This window comes from Arthrobacter silvisoli, from assembly GCF_003369445.1.
Taxonomy (GTDB): domain Bacteria; phylum Actinomycetota; class Actinomycetes; order Actinomycetales; family Micrococcaceae; genus Arthrobacter; species Arthrobacter silvisoli.
Genome location: NZ_QRCU01000077.1, coordinates 132150 through 150977 on the forward strand (window position 1 = coordinate 132150; position 18828 = coordinate 150977).

General features: G+C 63.7%; 23 protein-coding genes. 22 read left to right on the forward strand and 1 reads right to left on the reverse strand.

The annotated features are described in order from the left end of the window. From rpsG to DWV11_RS20510, 5 genes are all read left to right on the forward strand, one after another. Positions 1–471, forward strand: a complete 471-nt coding sequence (gene rpsG, locus DWV11_RS18220; RefSeq protein ID WP_021472399.1) for a 30S ribosomal protein S7 — start codon at positions 1–3, stop codon at positions 469–471. A 66-nt stretch (positions 472–537) separates the two neighbouring features. Continuing rightward, on the forward strand, positions 538–2652 hold the full coding sequence (fusA, locus tag DWV11_RS18225) for an elongation factor G (RefSeq protein ID WP_115790326.1): 2115 nt from the start codon (positions 538–540) through the stop codon (positions 2650–2652). Between the two features lie 233 nt (positions 2653–2885). After that, on the forward strand, positions 2886–4076 hold the full coding sequence (gene tuf, locus DWV11_RS18230) for an elongation factor Tu (RefSeq protein ID WP_070350356.1): 1191 nt from the start codon (positions 2886–2888) through the stop codon (positions 4074–4076). 517 nt (positions 4077–4593) lie between these two features. Continuing rightward, entirely contained in the window at positions 4594–8358 is a 3765-nt protein-coding gene (locus DWV11_RS18235; protein WP_115790327.1) for a hypothetical protein, read from the forward strand. Between the two features lie 63 nt (positions 8359–8421). Continuing rightward, entirely contained in the window at positions 8422–8547 is a 126-nt protein-coding gene (locus DWV11_RS20510) for a hypothetical protein (protein ID WP_281269636.1), read from the forward strand. Between the two features lie 36 nt (positions 8548–8583). Here the strand turns inward: DWV11_RS20510 and DWV11_RS18240 are convergent, their stop codons facing one another. After that, the gene (locus DWV11_RS18240) at positions 8584–10032 is read right to left on the reverse strand and encodes a GH1 family beta-glucosidase (protein ID WP_115790328.1); all 1449 of its coding nucleotides are present in this window, start codon (positions 10030–10032) and stop codon (positions 8584–8586) included. Between the two features lie 382 nt (positions 10033–10414). Here DWV11_RS18240 and rpsJ point away from each other — a divergent pair, with 382 nt between their 5' ends. The 17 genes from rpsJ (at position 10415) to rplR (ending at position 18828) form a co-directional block, all read left to right on the forward strand. Then, positions 10415–10723: a 30S ribosomal protein S10 gene (gene rpsJ, locus DWV11_RS18245; protein ID WP_003803825.1), complete on the forward strand. Its 309-nt coding sequence runs from the start codon at positions 10415–10417 to the stop codon at positions 10721–10723. A 17-nt stretch (positions 10724–10740) separates the two neighbouring features. Then, positions 10741–11391, forward strand: coding sequence for a 50S ribosomal protein L3 (gene rplC, locus DWV11_RS18250; RefSeq protein ID WP_074587815.1), 651 nt, complete (start codon positions 10741–10743; stop codon positions 11389–11391). 4 nt (positions 11392–11395) lie between these two features. Continuing rightward, on the forward strand, positions 11396–12013 hold the full coding sequence (rplD, locus tag DWV11_RS18255; protein WP_074587814.1) for a 50S ribosomal protein L4: 618 nt from the start codon (positions 11396–11398) through the stop codon (positions 12011–12013). Further along, the gene (rplW, locus tag DWV11_RS18260; protein WP_070350360.1) at positions 12010–12315 is read left to right on the forward strand and encodes a 50S ribosomal protein L23; all 306 of its coding nucleotides are present in this window, start codon (positions 12010–12012) and stop codon (positions 12313–12315) included. The genes rplD and rplW overlap by 4 nt, the downstream gene beginning before the upstream one ends. Positions 12316–12344: 29 nt before the next feature. Beyond that, complete coding sequence (rplB, locus tag DWV11_RS18265; protein ID WP_074587812.1) at positions 12345–13184, forward strand: 50S ribosomal protein L2; 840 nt, start codon at positions 12345–12347, stop codon at positions 13182–13184. Positions 13185–13196: 12 nt separating this feature from the next. Further along, a complete protein-coding gene (gene rpsS, locus DWV11_RS18270) occupies positions 13197–13478 on the forward strand; it encodes a 30S ribosomal protein S19 (RefSeq protein ID WP_070350362.1) in 282 nt (93 codons plus the stop codon). A gap of 38 nt (positions 13479–13516) precedes the next feature. Beyond that, the gene (gene rplV, locus DWV11_RS18275; RefSeq protein ID WP_074587810.1) at positions 13517–13882 is read left to right on the forward strand and encodes a 50S ribosomal protein L22; all 366 of its coding nucleotides are present in this window, start codon (positions 13517–13519) and stop codon (positions 13880–13882) included. Beyond that, positions 13883–14716, forward strand: a complete 834-nt coding sequence (gene rpsC, locus DWV11_RS18280; protein ID WP_115790329.1) for a 30S ribosomal protein S3 — start codon at positions 13883–13885, stop codon at positions 14714–14716. It abuts the gene before it with no gap. Continuing rightward, on the forward strand, positions 14717–15133 hold the full coding sequence (gene rplP / locus DWV11_RS18285) for a 50S ribosomal protein L16 (protein ID WP_070350365.1): 417 nt from the start codon (positions 14717–14719) through the stop codon (positions 15131–15133). Positions 15134–15135: 2 nt separating this feature from the next. Then, positions 15136–15456, forward strand: a complete 321-nt coding sequence (gene rpmC, locus DWV11_RS20515) for a 50S ribosomal protein L29 (RefSeq protein WP_014922387.1) — start codon at positions 15136–15138, stop codon at positions 15454–15456. Beyond that, positions 15453–15749, forward strand: coding sequence for a 30S ribosomal protein S17 (gene rpsQ / locus DWV11_RS18295; RefSeq protein ID WP_070350367.1), 297 nt, complete (start codon positions 15453–15455; stop codon positions 15747–15749). Before rpmC ends, rpsQ begins: the two co-directional genes overlap by 4 nt. A gap of 343 nt (positions 15750–16092) precedes the next feature. Then, positions 16093–16461, forward strand: a complete 369-nt coding sequence (rplN, locus tag DWV11_RS18300) for a 50S ribosomal protein L14 (RefSeq protein WP_070350368.1) — start codon at positions 16093–16095, stop codon at positions 16459–16461. A 3-nt stretch (positions 16462–16464) separates the two neighbouring features. Further along, the gene (gene rplX / locus DWV11_RS18305) at positions 16465–16827 is read left to right on the forward strand and encodes a 50S ribosomal protein L24 (RefSeq protein WP_074587804.1); all 363 of its coding nucleotides are present in this window, start codon (positions 16465–16467) and stop codon (positions 16825–16827) included. Beyond that, complete coding sequence (gene rplE / locus DWV11_RS18310) at positions 16827–17405, forward strand: 50S ribosomal protein L5 (RefSeq protein WP_070350370.1); 579 nt, start codon at positions 16827–16829, stop codon at positions 17403–17405. The genes rplX and rplE overlap by 1 nt, the downstream gene beginning before the upstream one ends. Before the next feature lie 82 nt (positions 17406–17487). Further along, the gene (gene rpsH / locus DWV11_RS18315) at positions 17488–17886 is read left to right on the forward strand and encodes a 30S ribosomal protein S8 (protein WP_115790330.1); all 399 of its coding nucleotides are present in this window, start codon (positions 17488–17490) and stop codon (positions 17884–17886) included. 18 nt (positions 17887–17904) lie between these two features. Further along, positions 17905–18441, forward strand: coding sequence for a 50S ribosomal protein L6 (rplF, locus tag DWV11_RS18320; RefSeq protein ID WP_115790331.1), 537 nt, complete (start codon positions 17905–17907; stop codon positions 18439–18441). 3 nt (positions 18442–18444) lie between these two features. Then, a complete protein-coding gene (rplR, locus tag DWV11_RS18325; RefSeq protein ID WP_115790332.1) occupies positions 18445–18828 on the forward strand; it encodes a 50S ribosomal protein L18 in 384 nt (127 codons plus the stop codon).

Genomic DNA, 18828 nt, shown 5'->3' on the forward strand with positions numbered 1-18828 from the left:
ATGCCTCGCAAGGGTCCGGCCCCCAAGCGGCCGCTCGTTTCCGATCCCGTTTACGGCTCCCCGTTGGTCACCCAGCTGATCAACAAGGTCCTGATCGACGGCAAGAAGTCCACTGCAGAGCGCATCGTCTACGGTGCTCTTGAAGGTGCCCGTGCCAAGACCGGCGGCGACCCCGTTGCCGCTCTGAAGAAGGCCATGGACAACGTCAAGCCGTCCCTCGAGGTCCGCTCCCGCCGTGTCGGTGGCGCCACCTACCAGGTTCCCGTCGAGGTCAAGCCGGGCCGCTCCACCGCCCTGGCACTGCGTTGGCTCGTGGGCTACTCCAAGGCCCGCCGCGAGAAGACCATGACCGAGCGCCTCCAGAACGAAATCCTGGATGCCTCCAACGGTCTCGGTGCCGCTGTGAAGCGTCGCGAAGACACCCACAAGATGGCCGAGTCCAACAAGGCCTTCGCCCACTACCGCTGGTAATACACCGTTCGCCGCCGGCTCACCGAGCCGGCGGCGTGCGCGTAGTTCATCCGAAAGGGAGACCCCGTGGCACAGGACGTGCTTACTGACCTCAACAAGGTCCGCAACATCGGCATCATGGCCCACATCGATGCCGGCAAGACCACCACTACCGAGCGCATCCTGTTCTACACGGGTGTGAACCACAAGATCGGCGAAACGCACGACGGCGCTTCGACGACCGACTGGATGGAACAGGAAAAGGAACGCGGCATCACCATCACGTCTGCCGCCGTGACCTGTTTCTGGAACAAGAACCAGATCAACATCATCGACACCCCCGGCCACGTTGACTTCACCGTTGAGGTTGAGCGCTCCCTGCGCGTCCTCGACGGTGCTGTTGCTGTCTTCGATGGCAAGGAAGGTGTGGAGCCGCAGTCCGAGACCGTGTGGCGCCAGGCTGACAAGTACAACGTTCCGCGTATCTGCTTCGTCAACAAGATGGACAAGCTTGGTGCGGACTTCTACTTCACCGTGGACACCATCATCAGCCGCCTCGGTGCCAAGCCGCTGGTCATGCAGCTGCCGATCGGTGCCGAGAACGACTTCGTCGGCGTTGTGGACCTGCTCCAGATGCGTGCCCTCGTGTGGCCCGGCGATGCCAAGGGTGACGTGACCATGGGTGCTTCCTACGAGGTCCAGGAGATCCCTGCCGACCTCAAGGAAAAGGCCGAGGAATACCGCGCCCAGCTCGTCGAGACCGTCGCGGAAGCTTCCGAAGAACTCATGGAGAAGTACCTCGAAGGTGAAGAACTCACCCTCGAGGAGCTCAAGGCCGGCATCCGCAAGATGACCGTCAACTCCGAGATCTACCCGGTCTTCTGCGGTTCTGCCTTCAAGAACCGCGGTGTGCAGCCCATGCTCGACGCCGTTGTGGACTTCCTGCCGAACCCGCTCGACGTTCCGGCGATGGTCGGCCACAACCCGCGCAACGAGGAAGAAGAACTGGTCCGCAAGCCCAGCGCTGACGAGCCGTTCTCCGCCCTGGCATTCAAGATTGCCGCTCACCCGTTCTTCGGCCAGCTGACCTTCATCCGCGTGTACTCCGGTCACGTCGAAGCCGGCGCGCAGGTGGTCAACTCCACCAAGGGCAAGAAGGAACGCATCGGCAAGCTGTTCCAGATGCACGCCAACAAGGAAATGCCCGTTGAGGGCGCCACCGCAGGCCACATCTACGCAGCCATCGGCCTGAAGGACACCACCACGGGTGACACCCTGTGCGATCCGCAGAACCAGATCGTCCTCGAGTCCATGAGCTTCCCGGAGCCCGTGATCTCGGTGGCCATCGAGCCGAACTCGAAGGGTGACCAGGAGAAGCTCTCCACGGCCATCCAGAAGCTTTCCGCTGAGGACCCGACCTTCCAGGTCTCCCTCAACGAAGAGACCGGCCAGACCGTTATCGCCGGCATGGGCGAGCTCCACCTGGACATCCTGGTGGACCGCATGCGCCGCGAATTCAAGGTCGAGGCAAACGTCGGCAAGCCGCAGGTTGCGTACCGCGAAACCATCAAGAAGGCTGTCGAGAAGGTCGACTACACCCACAAGAAGCAGACCGGTGGTTCCGGTCAGTTCGCAAAGGTGCAGGTCTCCTTCGAGCCGATGGACACCGCGGACGGCGAGTTCTACGAGTTCAAGAATGCCGTCACCGGTGGTCGTATTCCGCGCGAATACATTCCTTCGGTTGACGCCGGTATCCAGGACGCCATGCAGTTCGGTATCCTCGCCGGCTACCCGATGGTGGGCGTGCGTGCAACCCTGATCGACGGCGCTTACCACGACGTCGACTCCTCGGAAATGGCGTTCAAGATCGCCGGTTCCCAGGTGTTCAAGGAAGGTGCCCGCAAGGCCAACCCGGTGCTCCTCGAGCCGCTCATGTCCGTCGAGGTCCGTACTCCCGAGGAGTACATGGGCGATGTCATCGGTGACCTCAACTCCCGTCGTGGCATGATCCAGTCCATGGAAGATGCTGCGGGCGTGAAGGTTGTCCGTGCCAACGTTCCGCTGTCCGAGATGTTCGGTTACATCGGCGACCTGCGTTCCAAGACCCAGGGCCGCGCCGTGTACTCGATGACCTTCGACAGCTACGCGGAGGTCCCGAAGGCTGTTGCCGACGAGATCATCCAGAAGACCCGCGGCGAGTAATCAGCTTCGGAAAAACCAAGGGTGCATGCCGTCAGGCCACGCATCCGGTGCAGTGGCCGGACCGGTGTCCAAGGCTCCGGCCCGGCCCTGCATCAAAGGGTCCGGGGACCGATTTCGGTCCCTGGATCTGAAAATTTCACCAAAACCAAAGCCCCCAAGTAGACTTGCTGAAGTTCTGCCGCGAAAAGCGCGGTTGAGGAGCACGTCACTTGAAATCGTTCTAGGAGGAACCTGTGGCAAAGGCAAAGTTCGAGCGGACTAAGCCGCACGTCAACATCGGCACCATCGGTCACGTTGACCACGGTAAGACGACGCTGACTGCCGCCATTTCCAAGGTGCTGTACGACAAGTACCCGACTCTCAACGAGCAGCGCGACTTCGCGTCGATCGACTCTGCTCCGGAAGAGCGCCAGCGTGGTATCACCATCAACATCTCCCACGTTGAGTACCAGACCGAAAAGCGCCACTACGCACACGTGGACGCCCCGGGTCACGCTGACTACATCAAGAACATGATCACCGGTGCTGCCCAGATGGACGGCGCAATCCTCGTGGTTGCCGCTACCGACGGCCCGATGGCTCAGACCCGCGAGCACGTTCTGCTTGCCCGCCAGGTTGGTGTTCCCTACCTGCTGGTTGCGCTGAACAAGTCCGACATGGTTGAGGACGAAGAACTCCTCGACCTCGTCGAAATGGAAGTTCGCGAGCTGCTCAGCTCCCAGGGCTTCGACGGCGACGACGCTCCCGTCATCCGCGTTTCCGGCCTGAAGGCTCTGGAAGGCGACCCCGTTTGGGTCAAGTCCGTTGAGGACCTGATGGAAGCTGTCGACGAGTCCGTTCCGGACCCGGTTCGTGACCGCGACAAGCCGTTCCTGATGCCGATCGAAGACGTCTTCACCATCACCGGCCGTGGCACCGTTGTTACGGGCCGCGCCGAGCGTGGCACCCTCGCCATCAACTCCGAAGTTGAGATCGTCGGTATCCGCCCGATCCAGAAGACCACCGTTACCGGTATCGAGATGTTCCACAAGCAGCTCGACGAAGCATGGGCCGGCGAAAACTGTGGCCTCCTGCTCCGTGGTCTGAAGCGCGACGATGTCGAGCGTGGCCAGGTTGTCGTCAAGCCGGGTTCCATCACCCCGCACACCGACTTCGAGGCCAACGTCTACATCCTTTCCAAGGACGAAGGCGGCCGCCACAACCCGTTCTACTCGAACTACCGCCCGCAGTTCTACTTCCGCACCACCGACGTGACCGGCGTCATCACCCTCCCCGAGGGCACCGAAATGGTCATGCCGGGCGACAACACTGAGATGACCGTTGAGCTCATCCAGCCCATCGCCATGGAAGAAGGCCTCGGCTTCGCAATCCGCGAAGGTGGCCGCACCGTTGGTTCGGGACGTGTTACCAAGATCATCAAGTAGTTTCTGCTTGTAGATCGGTAGGAGGCCCGGCGCACGGCGCTCGGCCGAGCACCTTGAAGAGAACCCCGTCGCTTACGCGGCGGGGTTCTCTTTTGTTACGATTACGCAATCGAATGGATTAAAGCGGCCTGCAATAGAGCGCCGCGAACAGAGGGGCGTGCCGATGTCCGGTGTTCTGGCCAATGCGTGGTTCGGAATCCTCATATTGCTGGTGATCGTGGCCGCTGCCGGGTACTCCAGCGGCCTTGCCATAGGAAAACGGAAGGGTGCGCCTCCGCCGCAGGCAGGGGAGGCGCGCTACCGTGCCGGGTATCTGGCCGGGCACTACGCCGGGTGGCAGGATGCCGCGGCCCGCTTCGGCCACTCCGGCGCGGTCACCGGGTCTACTCCGCGGGCCCAGCAACCGTCCGCCATGCGATTTCCCTCCACTTTGCCTTTACCGCAGGCTCCGGTCCGGCCAGCTGGTCCGCCACCCGCACTGCCGGGTCAACCTGCCACGCGAACAGTTCCCGGCCCGATGCGTCCGGCCCCGCAGCAGACGCCGCGTCGGCCAGCGCCGCCGACCGCAGCGGAACGGGCTGCCGCAGCTGCCCGCAAGGGGAAGCGTGACAGGCAGAACATCAACATCACCCTGTACGTCGCAAGCCTCCTGCTGCTCGCGTCAGCGGCCTTGTTTATCGGTTCCGGCCTGCCCGCAGGCCTTCGTTTCGCAGGCCTCTGGGCCATCACCGTGCTGTTGTATGGCGGCGGCTTCGTCCTTGAGGCAAGGATTCCCCGGCTCCGCCCCGCCGCGCTTGCCTTCACGGGAACCGGCTTGGCGCTCCTGCCCGTCACTGGCCTCGCCATGTACAACTTCGTGCTCCACCATGGGCCCACTGCGTGGTTGGTGACGTCCCTGGCGGGAACCGCGGCGTATGTTTTCGCAGCCGTGCGGCTCGACAGCCGGGTGCTGGCCTACCTCTCGTTGACTTTCCTGGTCTCGTCCGCATGGTCGGGAGTCTCCCTGCTCGGCGGTGCTTTGGTCTGGTACTTCTTCTGCCTGATCGGGCTGTCGATCCTCCTGGGCATCACCACTATGTCCGGGCTGCGGGGCGTGCCGTCCGTGTACATCAGGCCACTGCAGGTGCTGCATCCCGCCGTCGTTCCCTTCGTCGCGCTGTCCGTGACATGTGTGCCCCACCTTCTGGGGCGCGGCGAGTACGCACTGGTCATGGCAATCTGCGGTCTCTACCTGGCGCTGGCCTCGGCCATCCGGAAGACTCCCTTCCGGCTGCAGCACGCCTATGGCGCCCGGGCCTGCTTGACGGTTGCCGTGGCGGCCGCCGTCTCCGATGCTGGAGCCGGGCTGGCCACAACGCTGTTCGTGGCGTCCCTGGTGGTGGCTGTCCAGGCACTCGCGGTGGCCTTCGGTTCGGCCGTGCTGTCCCGGTGGTTCCCGTCCCGGCCGCGCTGGCCGCTGGACGCCTTGGCCACTTTCGGGCTGCAGCTTGCCCTCGGATTCCTTGCGACGGTCGCGCTGTTCTTCCATCGCGGGGTGCCACTTGGCGTTCCCTTGGGTGCGGCACTTGCCTGCGCAGTCGTCCTGGCGTGGAAACTGCGGGGCCCCGCTGAATTCCTTCCGCCGGCCGTGTTGCTTGCCGTTGTTCCGTTCGTTCCAGCACTTGGGGGACTTCCGACGTCGGCCCTGCTTGCCGGGGCTGCGGCGGCCTGGCTGCTGCGCGCCTTCCTTCCCGGTGCCGCGGACCTCCGCGGCCGCTTTGTCCTTGCGGCCCGGATTGCCCTGACCCTGGCGGTGCCTGCCCTCACGGCAGGGGCTCTGCCGGCGTCGCCGGAGCGGGAGGCGTACGTTGTGCTGGCCCTCATCGGGGCGTGCCAGGCGCAGTTGTTGCTTGAGGCGGCCGCAGCCCGGATCCGATTGGCGCTGTTGGCGCCGGACTCCTGCCTGGCGGGATTCGCGGCAGCGGCCTTGGCATTGCTGCCTGTCCTGCGGCTGTTCGACCCTTCTGCCGACCAACGGCTGGGCGCGGTCGCTGCCGTGGGGATCGCAGGCACGGCGGCGGCCGCCGGACTCCTCCTCGGCGGTCCTGCGCACTCCGGCCTCCCATTGGGTTCCACCCCCGGCAGCGGGGCCGCATCCGACTGGCGTCCCGGCATCCGGGAGATCCTGCCGCCGGCCGTGATCACTGCTTCGTGCCTGTTCTCCTTTGCAGCCCTGCCGCTGGGCTGGGGCAATCTCGTCCTGGCCCTCAGCCTTGCCTACTACGCGGTCCAGGCACTCCGATCGGGAAGTGCATGGCAACGGCAGGGGTACGTGTGGTGCGCCCGGGCGGTCCTCACCATCCTGTCCTGCACCGGCTACCAGCAATACCAGGATGTCGGGGGCAGCCTCCAACTGGCTGGTGAATCGCTGCAGTTGGCCGGCATTGCGTTCGTGGCATGCGGCATCCAGCTGCTTCCGGCGCTGGCTAAATCCGGCAGGCATCTGTCGCTCGCCGTGGGGGAGGCGGCGGTGGTGCTTTCCTTCATGGCAGGCGCGTGGGTTGTCCTGGCCGCTGCAGGGACTGAAGGTTGGCAGCCCGGAGCATCGGCCGCCGCCATGGCCGTCGCGGCTGCGGCCGCAGGGTACGTTCTTCGACGGCACACCGTCGCCGCGGTGTTCGCCCCGGCTGTGCTCGTCCTGCTGTTGTCGCTGCGCGGAAGCAGGATCCATGAGGTCGAACTGATCCTTGCGGTCTTTGCCGTCTTCAGCACCGTGATGGTTCCGGCGTCGGTTCAGCGTGCCGCCAAGGGAATCCATTTCGCCGCCGCCAGGGTGCTTACCGCAGTACTGGCCGGCGTGCTCGCGCACGACATCTCCGCCTCGGCCACCGTGGTTTCCCTGACCTTTGCGGCAGTTTTCCTGCTTCAGCACGCGATCCGGTACGGCATGCGCAAGCGCCTTGATGCGTTCCCCTTCCAGCAGGCTGCCGTCTGGATCACGCTTGCGGCGCAGGCCCTGCTTCCCTTGGGTTACGCCGTGCAGCAGCCCGACGACGGTGCCCGCTGGGTGCTGCTGCTGGAGTTCCTGGTGCTCGGGTGCAGCGCGCTCGGCGCCAGCCGCTGGCTTGCCGCACGGGGAGCGGAGTACATCGCGGTTCCGGCGGCGGTCGCCGCCGTCTGGGCCGCGGGCCTGAACCGTCCGCTGCGCGGATGGGAGTGGCTTGGTGCTCCGTTCCTGGCCGAGGAAGGGATGCTTTTCATCCTGCTTGTCCTTGCCCTTGCCGCCATGGGTGCCAGGCTGCGGTTCTCGCCGGGCCCGACGCCGCGTGAGCGTTGGTTCTGGCTGGTCGCAGCGTCCGGGTTCAGCAGCGCCGCCGTCTTTCTGTCGTTGGATATTTCCTGGACGGCTTTCGGGCTGGCAGTCCTGCTGGCCGCGCTCCTGTGCTTTGAAGCCTCGCACATCGAAGGCGTCCCGGCGGTTTACGCTGCAGCGGTGCCGCTCACCCTCACCGGGGCAACGGTGCTGGCTGCCGGCATGTCCGGCCTTGAGTTGCCAGGTGCGGACGGGAGAGCCTGGCCGGAGTTCCAGCCGTGGTTGTACGGTTGCGCAGCTGCGGCGCTCTTGCTTTTCGGTCTATGCCGCGCCGCGATACCGGCGATCCGCCAGCAACCGTGGCGACGTATTTCCCTTGCGGCCGGCGCCACCGCAGGCCTGGGACTGGCCGCATTGGACGGCTTGCTCCGCGACGAAACCGCGCTCACCGGGGCATGCCTGCTGGCAACCGCCGTGGCTGTCGCCGTTGCGGAGGTCCCCCGGAAGCATGCCTGGAACTGCGGCGAAGCGGGATCGGTCCTGGTGGTGGCCGCTGTCCAGCGCTCGCTCCTCTTCGTACAAGGGCAACTGCCGGACGTCTTCTGGACGGCGCAATGGTACGTGGCCCTTGCCGGTGTTGTAGCCGTGCTGTGCTACATCCGCTCGGCGCGGGCGAGGGGACGGGCCTGGCTCGTCGCCGCTTCCGTCCTGCTGAGCTTGTCCGCGGCTGCGGCCCTGCTGTCAGGCACACCTGCCCAGCAACTGTGGATCCTGGCCGGGTTCGCCCTGCTGCTGCTCGCCGGCCTGCTCCTGAGCGAGCGGACTTTCAATTGGTGGGGTGCCCTCGGAGTCGGCCTGTGCGTGCTGTGGGCATTGCGTTCCTACGCCTTCGCCTTGCTCGCGTTGACGGCGCTGGCACTCATCGCATTCGCGGTATGGCGCTTGAACCGGACCAAGGACATCGCGGGCGGCCAACAGCTCGGGGACTGAACACCCTGGTCGTGCGGCCCGGGCAGGCCTTGATACGGTTGGTGCTGGAGAGAGGAGTCATCCGTGGAGTTCCTGATTGTGCTTGCCGTCCTGGCCGCGGTTGCCGGCGGCGTCCTGTGGGGCCGCAAGTACTTCCGGCATGAGATCGACCGGGCGAAGCGGATCCGCCGCGCAAACAAGCAGCAGTAACCGGGTTTCAGCAGGGTTGTGCCAAAAGCGGCCGGCCTAGGTGGTTTTCCCGCGCAAGCGGCTGCGGCGCGCCCGGCTGAGGGACCGGTACCAGTAGAAGGATTCCTTGGGCGTCCTCTGCAGGGTTTCGAAGTCCACATGGACCAGGCCGAAGCGCTGTGAGAATCCGGCGGCCCATTCGAAGTTGTCCAGGAGCGTCCAGACGTAGTAGCCGAGCAGCTCGACGTCGTGGGCAATGCCGCCCGGAGCGGTGGCAGTCAACACGTGGCCCAGGTGGCCCGCGAGGTACTCGATCCGGTCCTGGTCCCGCAAGGTCCCGGAAACACGGGCGGGTTCCGGGAAGCTTGCACCGCTCTCCGTAATCATCACCGGAGGCAATGCCTCGCCGTAACGGTCCTTGAGCGAGCGGAGCAGGGTCCCTAGATGCTCGGGTGCCACCGGCCACCCGAAGCCCGTGACCCCGTACTCGGGGAACGGCACCAGGTGGAAGGGCAGCTTGGCCATCATCTCGCTGTCGCCCGCCGGGGTGCTGTGGGTGCCGCCGCCCGCCGCGATCCTGACCGGGTAGTAGTAGTTGACCCCGTAGAAGTCCAGCGGCTGGTGGATGAGTTGCATGTCGTCGTCGGAGGCGCTGCCGAGCATTTTGAACCAGGGGCGCACCAACAACGGCGGTGTCGGGTACTTTCCGGTCAGGAGCGGGTCGGCGAAGATCCGGTTCACCAGCAAGTCGAAGGTGGTTGCCATCAGTCCGTCCTTGAAACCCGTACCTGCCGGGCTGACGGGGGCGTGCATATTGGCGACGCCGATGCGTCCTATCGCTCCGGCCGCACGCAGTGCCTGGACCGCCAGCCCGTGGCCCAGTAATTGGTGGTGCACTGCAGGGAGCGCGTCGAACAGGAGCCGGCGGCCCGGCGCGTGGACCCCGAGCCCATATCCCTGGAGCGCCACCGAGACCGGTTCGTTCAGGGTCACCCATTGCGCAACGCGGTCGCCCAGGCGGGCAGCGACGAGGGCAACATAGTCGCCGAAGCGTCCGGCCGTCGCGCGGCTGAGCCACCCGCCGTCGTGCTCCAATGCCAGGGGAGTATCCCAATGGAACAGGGTCGCCATGGGGGAGATGCCGGCCGCAAGCAGCTTGTCGGTCAGGCGGTCGTAGAAGTCCAGTCCTTGTTCGTTTGCGGCGCCCCTGCCATCCGGCTGGATCCGGGACCAGGAAAGGGAGAAGCGGTAGGAATCGACGCCGAGCTCCCGCATCAGGGCGATGTCTTCGCCGCTGCGGTTATAGTGGTCGCAGGCGACGGCGGCCGAAGCGCCGTCGCTGATCGTCCCGGGCTTCTCCGCGAACGCGTCCCAGCTGGACGGACCCCGGCCATCCACGTCCAGGGAACCCTCGATCTGGAACGCCGCGGTGGCGACTCCAAGGATGAATCCGGCAGGAAACAGGCCCGCAAGATGCTCTACGGTGGGTCCAGCCTGGACGGTCATGCCCCCATCATGATCACCGCTGCGCACGATGGCAACGGGTTCCGGAGGCCCGATTCGCATCTGCCGTCGAATTCGGGCATACTAGATGAGTTGTTCAAGCGCTCCTTCGCGTCCCGATCCGGATAATGCCGGGTGCAGGGTCCAGGCTGGAGCCCAAACATAACCCGGATCCCCCAAAGAACTACGGATCGTTTTGCGTGAAAAGCGCGACACGCCCGACCGCGGGGGTCGGAGCACCGGCGGTTTGAGGAACCCGGGATTTCCGGATTCAAGCCGTGCGGTGGGTGGTGGTAGAACCTCAATTGCTTCGGCAGCCACGGAACGCAAGTAAACAGGGCAGCCCTAACCCAGGGAAGCACAGACTGAAAGAGAGTCAGGCGACATGGCGGGACAAAAGATCCGCATCCGGCTGAAGTCATATGACCACGAGGTCATTGATGTTTCAGCGCGGAAGATCGTTGAGACGGTCACGCGCGCAGGCGCAACGGTAGTGGGCCCCGTGCCGCTTCCGACGGAGAAGAACGTGTACTGCGTTATCCGCTCTCCCCACAAGTACAAGGACAGCCGTGAGCACTTCGAAATGCGTACTCACAAGCGTCTGATCGACATCATCGACCCCACGCCCAAGGCTGTTGACTCGCTCATGCGTCTCGACCTGCCGGCCGACGTGAACATCGAAATCAAGCTGTAGGGAGGTGCTGAGAGACTATGACCGCAACCCGTAACGTAAAGGGCCTGCTGGGCACGAAGCTCGGCATGACCCAGGTCTGGGACGAGAACAACAAGCTCATCCCGGTAACTGTCGTCCAGGCTGACTCCAACGTCGTCACCCAGCTGCGCAACGCAGAGGCCGACGGCTACGTCGCCGTTCAGATCGGCTATGGCCAGATCGATCCCCGCAAGGTCACCAAGCCGCTGGCTGGTCACTTTGAAAAGGCCGGCGTGACCCCCCGCCGCCACGTCGTCGAACTGCGCACTGCAGACGCCGCGTCTTACGAGCTGGGCCAGGAGCTCTCTGTTGAGCTCTTCGAAGCCGGCCAGAAGATCGACGTCGTCGGCACCAGCAAGGGTAAGGGCTTCGCCGGTGTTATGAAGCGTCACGGCTTCTCCGGTGTCGGTGCTTCCCACGGTGCGCACAAGAACCACCGCAAGCCTGGTTCCATCGGTGGCGCATCCACCCCGAGCCGCGTCTTCAAGGGCCTGAAAATGGCCGGCCGCATGGGCGCCGTACGTCACACCACGCTGAACCTGACCGTTCACGCTGTTGACGTTGAGAAGTCGCTGCTCCTTATCAAGGGTGCCGTCCCCGGTGCCCGCGGCCAGGTCGTACTCGTACGTTCCGCCGTGAAGGGAGCCTAGTTCAATGACTAGCACTGTGAAGGTAGACCTGCCTGCAGAGATCTTCGACGTCCAGACCAACGTGCCGCTGCTGCACCAGGTCGTCGTCGCCCAGCTCGCTGCCGCTCGCCAGGGTACCCACAAGACCAAGACCCGCGCTGAAGTTTCCGGTGCAGGCCGCAAGCCGTTCAAGCAGAAGGGTACCGGCCGCGCCCGCCAGGGCTCGATCCGTGCTCCGCACATGACCGGTGGTGGCATCGTCCACGGCCCGACCCCGCGTGACTACGCCCAGCGCACCCCCAAGAAGATGAAGGCCGCTGCTCTCCGTGGCGCCCTGTCGGACCGCGCCCGCAACGGCCGCATCCACGTCGTCGCTGAACTGGTTGCCGGCACCAAGCCGTCCACCAAGGACGCCCTGGCGACGCTGAAGGCTGTTACCGAGCGCAAGAACCTGCTCGTCGTGATCGAACGCGCCAACGATGTTGCTGCACTGTCCGTGCGCAACCTCGCCGACGTCCACACCCTCTACGTGGACCAGCTGAACACCTACGACGTCCTGGTTTCCGACGACGTGGTCTTCACCAAGGCTGCTTTCGAAGCGTTCGTCGCTGACAAGGCAAAGAACGAGGAGGCCGCCAAGTGAGCGTCACCACCATCAAGGACCCGCGCGACGTCGTCATCGCACCCGTCGTTTCGGAAAAGAGCTACGGCCTGATCGACGAGGGCAAGTACACCTTCCTGGTGGACCCCCGTTCGAACAAGACCGAGATCAAGCTGGCCGTGGAGAAGATCTTCTCCGTCAAGGTCGAATCGATCAACACCATCAACCGTGCCGGTAAGCGCAAGCGGACCAAGTTCGGATGGGGACAGCGCAAGAGCACCAAGCGCGCGATTGTCACCCTGAAGGAAGGCACTATCGACATCTTCGGCGGTCCGCTCGCGTAGCGGAGACCACTTTAACGAGGAAATAAATCATGGGAATCCGTAAATACAAGCCGACTACCCCGGGCCGTCGTGGCTCGAGCGTAGCCGACTTCGCTGAAATCACGCGATCGACTCCGGAAAAGTCGCTGCTGCGTCCGCTGCACAAGACCGGCGGCCGTAACAACACCGGTAAGATCACCACTCGCCACAAGGGTGGTGGACACAAGCGCCAGTACCGTCTGATCGACTTCCGTCGCCACGACAAGGACGGCGTCAACGCCCGCGTTGCCGAAATCGAGTACGATCCGAACCGTACGGCCCGCATCGCGCTCCTGCACTACGTTGATGGCACCAAGCGTTACATCATCGCCCCCAACAAGCTGTCCCAGGGCGACTTCGTTGAGGCCGGTCCCGACGCTGACATCAAGCCGGGCAACAACCTGCCCCTGCGCAACATCCCTGTCGGTACCGTGATCCACGCAGTTGAACTGCGCCCGGGTGGCGGCGCCAAGATGGCCCGCTCCGCCGGTGCCTCGGTGCAGCTCGTTGCCAAGGAAGGCCGTTTCGCCCAGCTGCGCCTGCCCTCCGGCGAAATCCGCAACGTTGACGTGCGCTGCCGCGCAACCGTCGGCGAGGTCGGCAACGCCGAGCAGTCGAACATCAACTGGGGCAAGGCCGGCCGTATGCGCTGGAAGGGCGTCCGCCCGACCGTGCGTGGTGTGGCCATGAACCCGGTTGACCACCCGCACGGTGGTGGTGAAGGCAAGACCTCCGGTGGCCGTCACCCGGTCAACCCCAACGGCAAGCCCGAGGGCCGTACCCGCCGCCCCAACAAAGAGAGCGACAAGCTTATTGTTCGTCGCCGCCGTACTGGCAAGAACAAGCGATAGGAGCCTGGACACATGCCACGCAGCCTGAAAAAAGGTCCTTTCGTTGACCAGCACCTCTTTGTGAAGGTCGCCAAGGAAAACGAAAAGGGCACCAAGAACGTCATCAAGACCTGGTCCCGCCGTTCGATGATCATCCCGGACATGCTGGGTCACACGATCGCCGTTCACGACGGACGCAAGCACATCCCGGTGTTTGTCACTGAGTCGATGGTCGGGCACAAGCTCGGCGAATTCGCTCCTACGCGGACTTTCCGCGGCCATGTCAAGGACGACCGTAAGGGCAAGCGCCGCTAAGGCGCTCGCTCTACGGCTAAGACGAGAGAAGGAAAGCAATGGAAGCCAAGGCTATTGCGCGTCACATCCGCGTAACGCCTATGAAGGCCCGGCGCGTCGTCAACCTTGTTCGTGGCAAGCAAGCGAACGAGGCTCTGGCAATTCTGAAGTTTGCCCAGCAGGCAGCTTCGGAGCCGGTATTCAAGGTAGTTCAGTCGGCAATGGCAAACGCCCGGGTCCTCGCGGACCGCGACGGCGTTGCCTTTGACGAGGGCGACCTCTACATCAGCGAAGCGTTTGTTGACGAGGGCCCGACCATGAAGCGGTTCCAGCCGCGTGCACAGGGTCGCGCCTACCAGATCAAGAAGCGCACGAGCCACATCACCGTGGTAGTCGCTACCCCGGAGAAAGAGGAGGCTCGCTAAGTGGGACAGAAAGTAAACCCGCACGGGTTCCGACTCGGTATCACCACCGATCACGTTTCGCACTGGTTCGCTGACAGCACCAAGAACGGCCAGCGGTACAAGGACTTCGTCCGCGAAGACATCCGCATCCGCCAGCTCATGTCCACGGGCATGGAGCGCGCCGGCATCGCCAAGGTCGAGATCGAGCGCACCCGCGACCGCGTCCGCGTGGACATCCACACGGCACGTCCGGGCATCGTCATCGGCCGCCGCGGCGCCGAGGCCGACCGCATCCGCGGCGAGCTCGAAAAGCTGACCGGCAAGCAGGTCCAGCTGAACATCCTCGAGGTCAAGAACCCGGAGATGGAAGCACAGCTGGTTGCCCAGGGCGTTGCTGAGCAGCTGACTTCCCGCGTGGCATTCCGCCGTGCGATGAAGAAGGCCATGCAGTCCGCGCAGCGTGCGGGTGCCAAGGGTATCCGTATCGCCTGCTCCGGTCGACTGGGCGGCGCGGAAATGTCCCGCTCCGAGTTCTACCGCGAAGGCCGTGTGCCGCTGCACACCCTGCGCGCGAACATCGACTACGGCTTCTACGAGGCCAAGACCACCTTCGGCCGCATCGGCGTGAAGGTCTGGATCTACAAGGGCGACGTCACCGCCAAGGAACTGGCTCAGCAGGCAGCTGCTGCTCCGTCCCGCGGCCGCGCCGGCGACCGCCCGGGCCGCCCGGGTGGCGACCGCCGTCGTCGTAACGACCGTCCGGCAGCCGAGGCAGCACCCGCTGCTGCTGAAGCTCCGGCCGCTGAAGCCGCTCCCGCAGGTTCGGCACAGGCAGCAGAAGGAGGACAGGCTTAAATGCTTATCCCACGTCGAGTCAAGCACCGTAAGCAGCACCACCCGGGTCGTTCCGGCGCTGCAACGGGCGGCACCAAGGTCAACTTCGGTGAGTTCGGTATCCAGGCCCTGAGCCCGGCATACGTGACCAACCGTCAGATCGAATCCGCCCGTATCGCGATGACCCGCCACATCAAGCGTGGCGGTAAGGTCTGGATCAACATCTACCCGGACCGTCCGCTGACCAAGAAGCCGGCCGAAACCCGTATGGGTTCCGGTAAGGGTTCTCCGGAATGGTGGGTCGCAAACGTCAAGCCGGGCCGGGTTCTCTTCGAACTCTCCGGTGTCAATGAAGAGGTAGCACGCGAGGCACTGCGCCTGGCAATCCACAAGCTGCCGTTGAAGGCACGCATTGTGCGTCGCGAAGGTGGTGAATAGAAATGGCAGTAGGGTCGAAGGATCTCGCACCCGCACAGCTGGACGGTTTCGACAACGAGCGTCTCGTTGAGGAACTCCGCAAGTCCAAGGAAGAGCTGTTCAACCTGCGTTTCCAGTCCGCCACCGGCCAGCTGGAGAACCACGGTCGTCTGCGCGCGGTAAAGAAGGACATCGCACGCATCTACACCGTTCTCCGTGAGCGCGAGCTGGGCATTCGTGCCGAGGTTGCCGCACCGGTTGTGGAAGCCAAGGAAGAAAAGAAGTCCAAGAAGGCTGCCAAGGCTGAAAAGGCCGAGGTTGAAGCCGGGGAGGACGCCAAGTGAGCGAGAAGGAAACTGTGACGGAAGCAGCAGCCAGCGCCGAACAGCGCGGTTACCGTAAGACGCGTCGCGGCTACGTTGTCTCGGACAAGATGGAAAAGACCATCGTTGTCCAGGTTGAAGACCGCGTGAAGCACGCTCTGTACGGCAAGGTTATTCGCCGCACCTCGAAGATCAAGGCTCACGACGAAGAGAACACCGCCGGCATCGGCGACCTCGTCCTCATCGCCGAGACCCGCCCGCTGTCCGCTACCAAGCGGTGGCGCCTCGTGGAGATCCTCGAAAAGGCCAAGTAAGTCCGACGCCGGCCTGCCGGCGGGGATTCACTGGAAGGGCCCGCATTCCGCGAGGGATGCGGGCCCTTCCGCGTTTCGGCCATTGGGCCCAAGCATGCTAGGATATTGAGTTTGTATGGCGCCATTTGTGCGTCTGCAACCACCTCGTAAACAATCGTGCCATGGCATACTGCCCCGCGCCGGTTTTCCCGGCAAGGGAAGCTGATGCTTCTGGCATGGGCGTTTAGGCCTGCTCTGGCAAAATCCAGGCAGGTCCAGAGACACCCCGATCAACCGTTCCGCAAGGCTCATTCCGTATGCACGATTTCGGCTTGAGAACCGGCGCGACGCAAGGAGTAAAAAATTGATTCAGCAGGAGTCGCGACTGAAGGTCGCCGACAACACGGGTGCTAAGGAAATCCTTACCATTCGCGTTCTCGGTGGTTCCGGCCGTCGCTACGCAAGCATCGGCGACGTCATCGTCGCAACCGTCAAGGACGCTATCCCGGGCGGCAACGTAAAGAAGGGCGACGTCGTCAAGGCCGTCGTCGTTCGCACCAAGAAGGAACGCCGCCGTGCGGACGGTTCCTACATCAAGTTTGACGAGAACGCAGCTGTGATCCTGAAGAACGACGGTGACCCCCGCGGTACCCGTATCTTCGGCCCGGTTGGCCGCGAGCTTCGCGACAAGAAGTTCATGAAGATCGTCTCCCTGGCTCCGGAGGTGCTGTAACCCATGGGTGCAAAGATCAAGAAGGGTGACCTCGTTCAGGTCATCACCGGTGCCAAGCAGGACCGCGGCGGCGACCGTGGCAAGCAGGGCAAGGTTCTTCGCGTATTCCCTGAGGCTAACCGCGTCCTCGTGGAAGGCATCAACCGCGTGACCAAGCACACCAAGGTCGGACAGTCCCAGCGCGGCACCAAGACCGGCGGCATCGAGATCGTCGAGGCTCCGATCCACATCTCGAACGTGGCTCTGGTTGACCCCTCGACCAAGAAGCCGACCCGCGTCGGTTTCCGTGTTGAGACCGTTGAGAAGGACGGCAAGAAGAAGACCGTTCGCATCCGCGTGTCCAAGGCCACCGGGAAGGACATCTAATGACTGAGACTCTCGAGACTCCGGTAAAGATCGTTCCGCGTCTGAAGACCAAGTACGCCGAATCCATCAAGCAGTCCCTGCTTGAGGAATTCAAGTACGAGAACGTGAACCAGGTTCCCCGCCTCGTGAAGGTCGTTGTGAACATGGGTGTTGGAGATGCCGCCAAGGACTCCAAGCTGATCGACGGCGCCGTCCGCGACCTGACCCTGATCACCGGCCAGAAGCCGCAGGTCACCAAGGCCCGCAAGTCCATCGCCCAGTTCAAGCTGCGCGAAGGCATGCCGATCGGTGCGCACGCCACCCTCCGTGGCGACCGCATGTGGGAATTCGTGGACCGTCTGGTCACCCTCGCCCTGCCCCGTATCCGCGACTTCCGCGGCCTCAACGGCAAGCAGTTCGACGGCAACGGCAACTACACCTTCGGTCTGACCGAGCAGGTTATGTTCCACGAGATCGACCAGGACTCCATTGACCGCGTCCGCGGCATGGACATCACGGTTGTCACCACCGCCAAGACCGACGACGAAGGCCGTGCACTGCTCAAGGCACTCGGCTTCCCGTTCAAATCCGAAGACTAATCAACTACGTAAGAGGTCCGCTGCCCTGTCTCCCTAGAGAGAAGGATGGCGGAAACCGCTACGAGGAAGGGCAAGAGCCCAAATGACTATGACAGATCCTGTCGCAGACATGCTTACGCGTCTGCGCAACGCCAACTCGGCATACCACGACTCCGTGACCATGCCGTACAGCAAGCTCAAGGCACGCGTTGCCGACATCCTGAAGGCCGAAGGCTACATTGCCGGCTGGAAGGAAGAGGAAGCTGAAGTTGGCAAGAAGCTGACCATCGACCTCAAGTTCGGTCCGAACCGCGAGCGTTCGATCGCCGGTGTCCGCCGTATTTCCAAGCCGGGTCTGCGCGTTTACGCGAAGTCCACCAACCTGCCCCACGTGCTGGGTGGCCTGGGTATCGCAATCCTGTCCACCTCTTCCGGCCTCCTGACTGACAAGCAGGCCGGCAAGAAGGGCGTGGGCGGCGAAGTCCTCGCGTACGTCTGGTAACGGGAAAGGAAGAGAATAATGTCACGTATTGGACGTCTCCCCATCACCGTTCCTGCCGGCGTCGACGTCAAGGTTGATGGCTCCGTCATCAGCGTCAAGGGCGCCAAGGGCGAGCTGAGCCACACTGTTGCCAGCCCGATCGAGGTCTCCCTGGACGAGAACACCCTGACGGTTACCCGCCCGAACGACGAGCGCAACTCCCGCTCGCTGCACGGCCTGACCCGTACCCTCATCGCCAACATGATCGAGGGCGTTACCAAGGGCTACGAGAAGAAGCTTGAGATCGTCGGTACCGGTTACCGCGTCCAGGCCAAGGGCTCCGACCTGGAGTTCGCTCTTGGTTTCAGCCACCCGGTCAACATCTCCGCTCCGGAAGGCATCACCTTCACGGTTGAGGGCCCGACCAAGTTCTCGGTCTCCGGTATCTCCAAGCAGCAGGTCGGCGAGGTTGCTGCCAACATTCGCAAGCTGCGCAAGCCCGATCCCTATAAGGGCAAGGGTGTCCGTTACGCCGGCGAAGTCATCCGCCGCAAGGTCGGAAAGGCTGGTAAGTAAACCATGGCCATCGCAATTAACAAGAAGCGCACGAACAAGAGCAAGGCAGCTGCCCGCAGCCGCCGCCAGCTTCGTATCCGCAAGCGTATCGTCGGTACGGCTGTCCGCCCCCGCCTGGTGGTCAACCGCTCCGCACGCCACGTATTCGTCCAGGTTGTCGACGACAGCAAGGGTGTCACCGTGGCCTACGCTTCCACCCTGGAAGCGGACCTGCGCGCGTTTGACGGCGACAAGACCGCCAAGGCCAAGCGCGTTGGCGAGCTCGTTGCAGAGCGCGCAAAGGCTGCCGGCATCGACGCGGTTGTGTTCGACCGCGGTGGTAACAAGTACCACGGCCGCATCGCCGCCGTCGCTGACGGTGCACGCGAAGGTGGGCTGGCACTGTGA

Coding starts and splice junctions, on each gene's coding strand:
- DWV11_RS18240 (WP_115790328.1), bottom strand. CDS start 10,032: ATGACCGTCCAGGCTGGACCCACCGTAGAGCATCTTGCGGGCCTGTTT.
- rpsJ (WP_003803825.1), top strand. CDS start 10,415: ATGGCGGGACAAAAGATCCGCATCCGGCTGAAGTCATATGACCACGAG.
- rplV (WP_074587810.1), top strand. CDS start 13,517: ATGGAAGCCAAGGCTATTGCGCGTCACATCCGCGTAACGCCTATGAAG.
- rplB (WP_074587812.1), top strand. CDS start 12,345: ATGGGAATCCGTAAATACAAGCCGACTACCCCGGGCCGTCGTGGCTCG.
- rpsS (WP_070350362.1), top strand. CDS start 13,197: ATGCCACGCAGCCTGAAAAAAGGTCCTTTCGTTGACCAGCACCTCTTT.
- rplP (WP_070350365.1), top strand. CDS start 14,717: ATGCTTATCCCACGTCGAGTCAAGCACCGTAAGCAGCACCACCCGGGT.
- rplX (WP_074587804.1), top strand. CDS start 16,465: ATGGGTGCAAAGATCAAGAAGGGTGACCTCGTTCAGGTCATCACCGGT.
- rplC (WP_074587815.1), top strand. CDS start 10,741: ATGACCGCAACCCGTAACGTAAAGGGCCTGCTGGGCACGAAGCTCGGC.
- rplD (WP_074587814.1), top strand. CDS start 11,396: ATGACTAGCACTGTGAAGGTAGACCTGCCTGCAGAGATCTTCGACGTC.
- rplR (WP_115790332.1), top strand. CDS start 18,445: ATGGCCATCGCAATTAACAAGAAGCGCACGAACAAGAGCAAGGCAGCT.
- rpsH (WP_115790330.1), top strand. CDS start 17,488: ATGACTATGACAGATCCTGTCGCAGACATGCTTACGCGTCTGCGCAAC.
- rpmC (WP_014922387.1), top strand. CDS start 15,136: ATGGCAGTAGGGTCGAAGGATCTCGCACCCGCACAGCTGGACGGTTTC.
- rplE (WP_070350370.1), top strand. CDS start 16,827: ATGACTGAGACTCTCGAGACTCCGGTAAAGATCGTTCCGCGTCTGAAG.
- rpsG (WP_021472399.1), top strand. CDS start 1: ATGCCTCGCAAGGGTCCGGCCCCCAAGCGGCCGCTCGTTTCCGATCCC.
- DWV11_RS18235 (WP_115790327.1), top strand. CDS start 4,594: ATGCGTCCGGCCCCGCAGCAGACGCCGCGTCGGCCAGCGCCGCCGACC.
- rplF (WP_115790331.1), top strand. CDS start 17,905: ATGTCACGTATTGGACGTCTCCCCATCACCGTTCCTGCCGGCGTCGAC.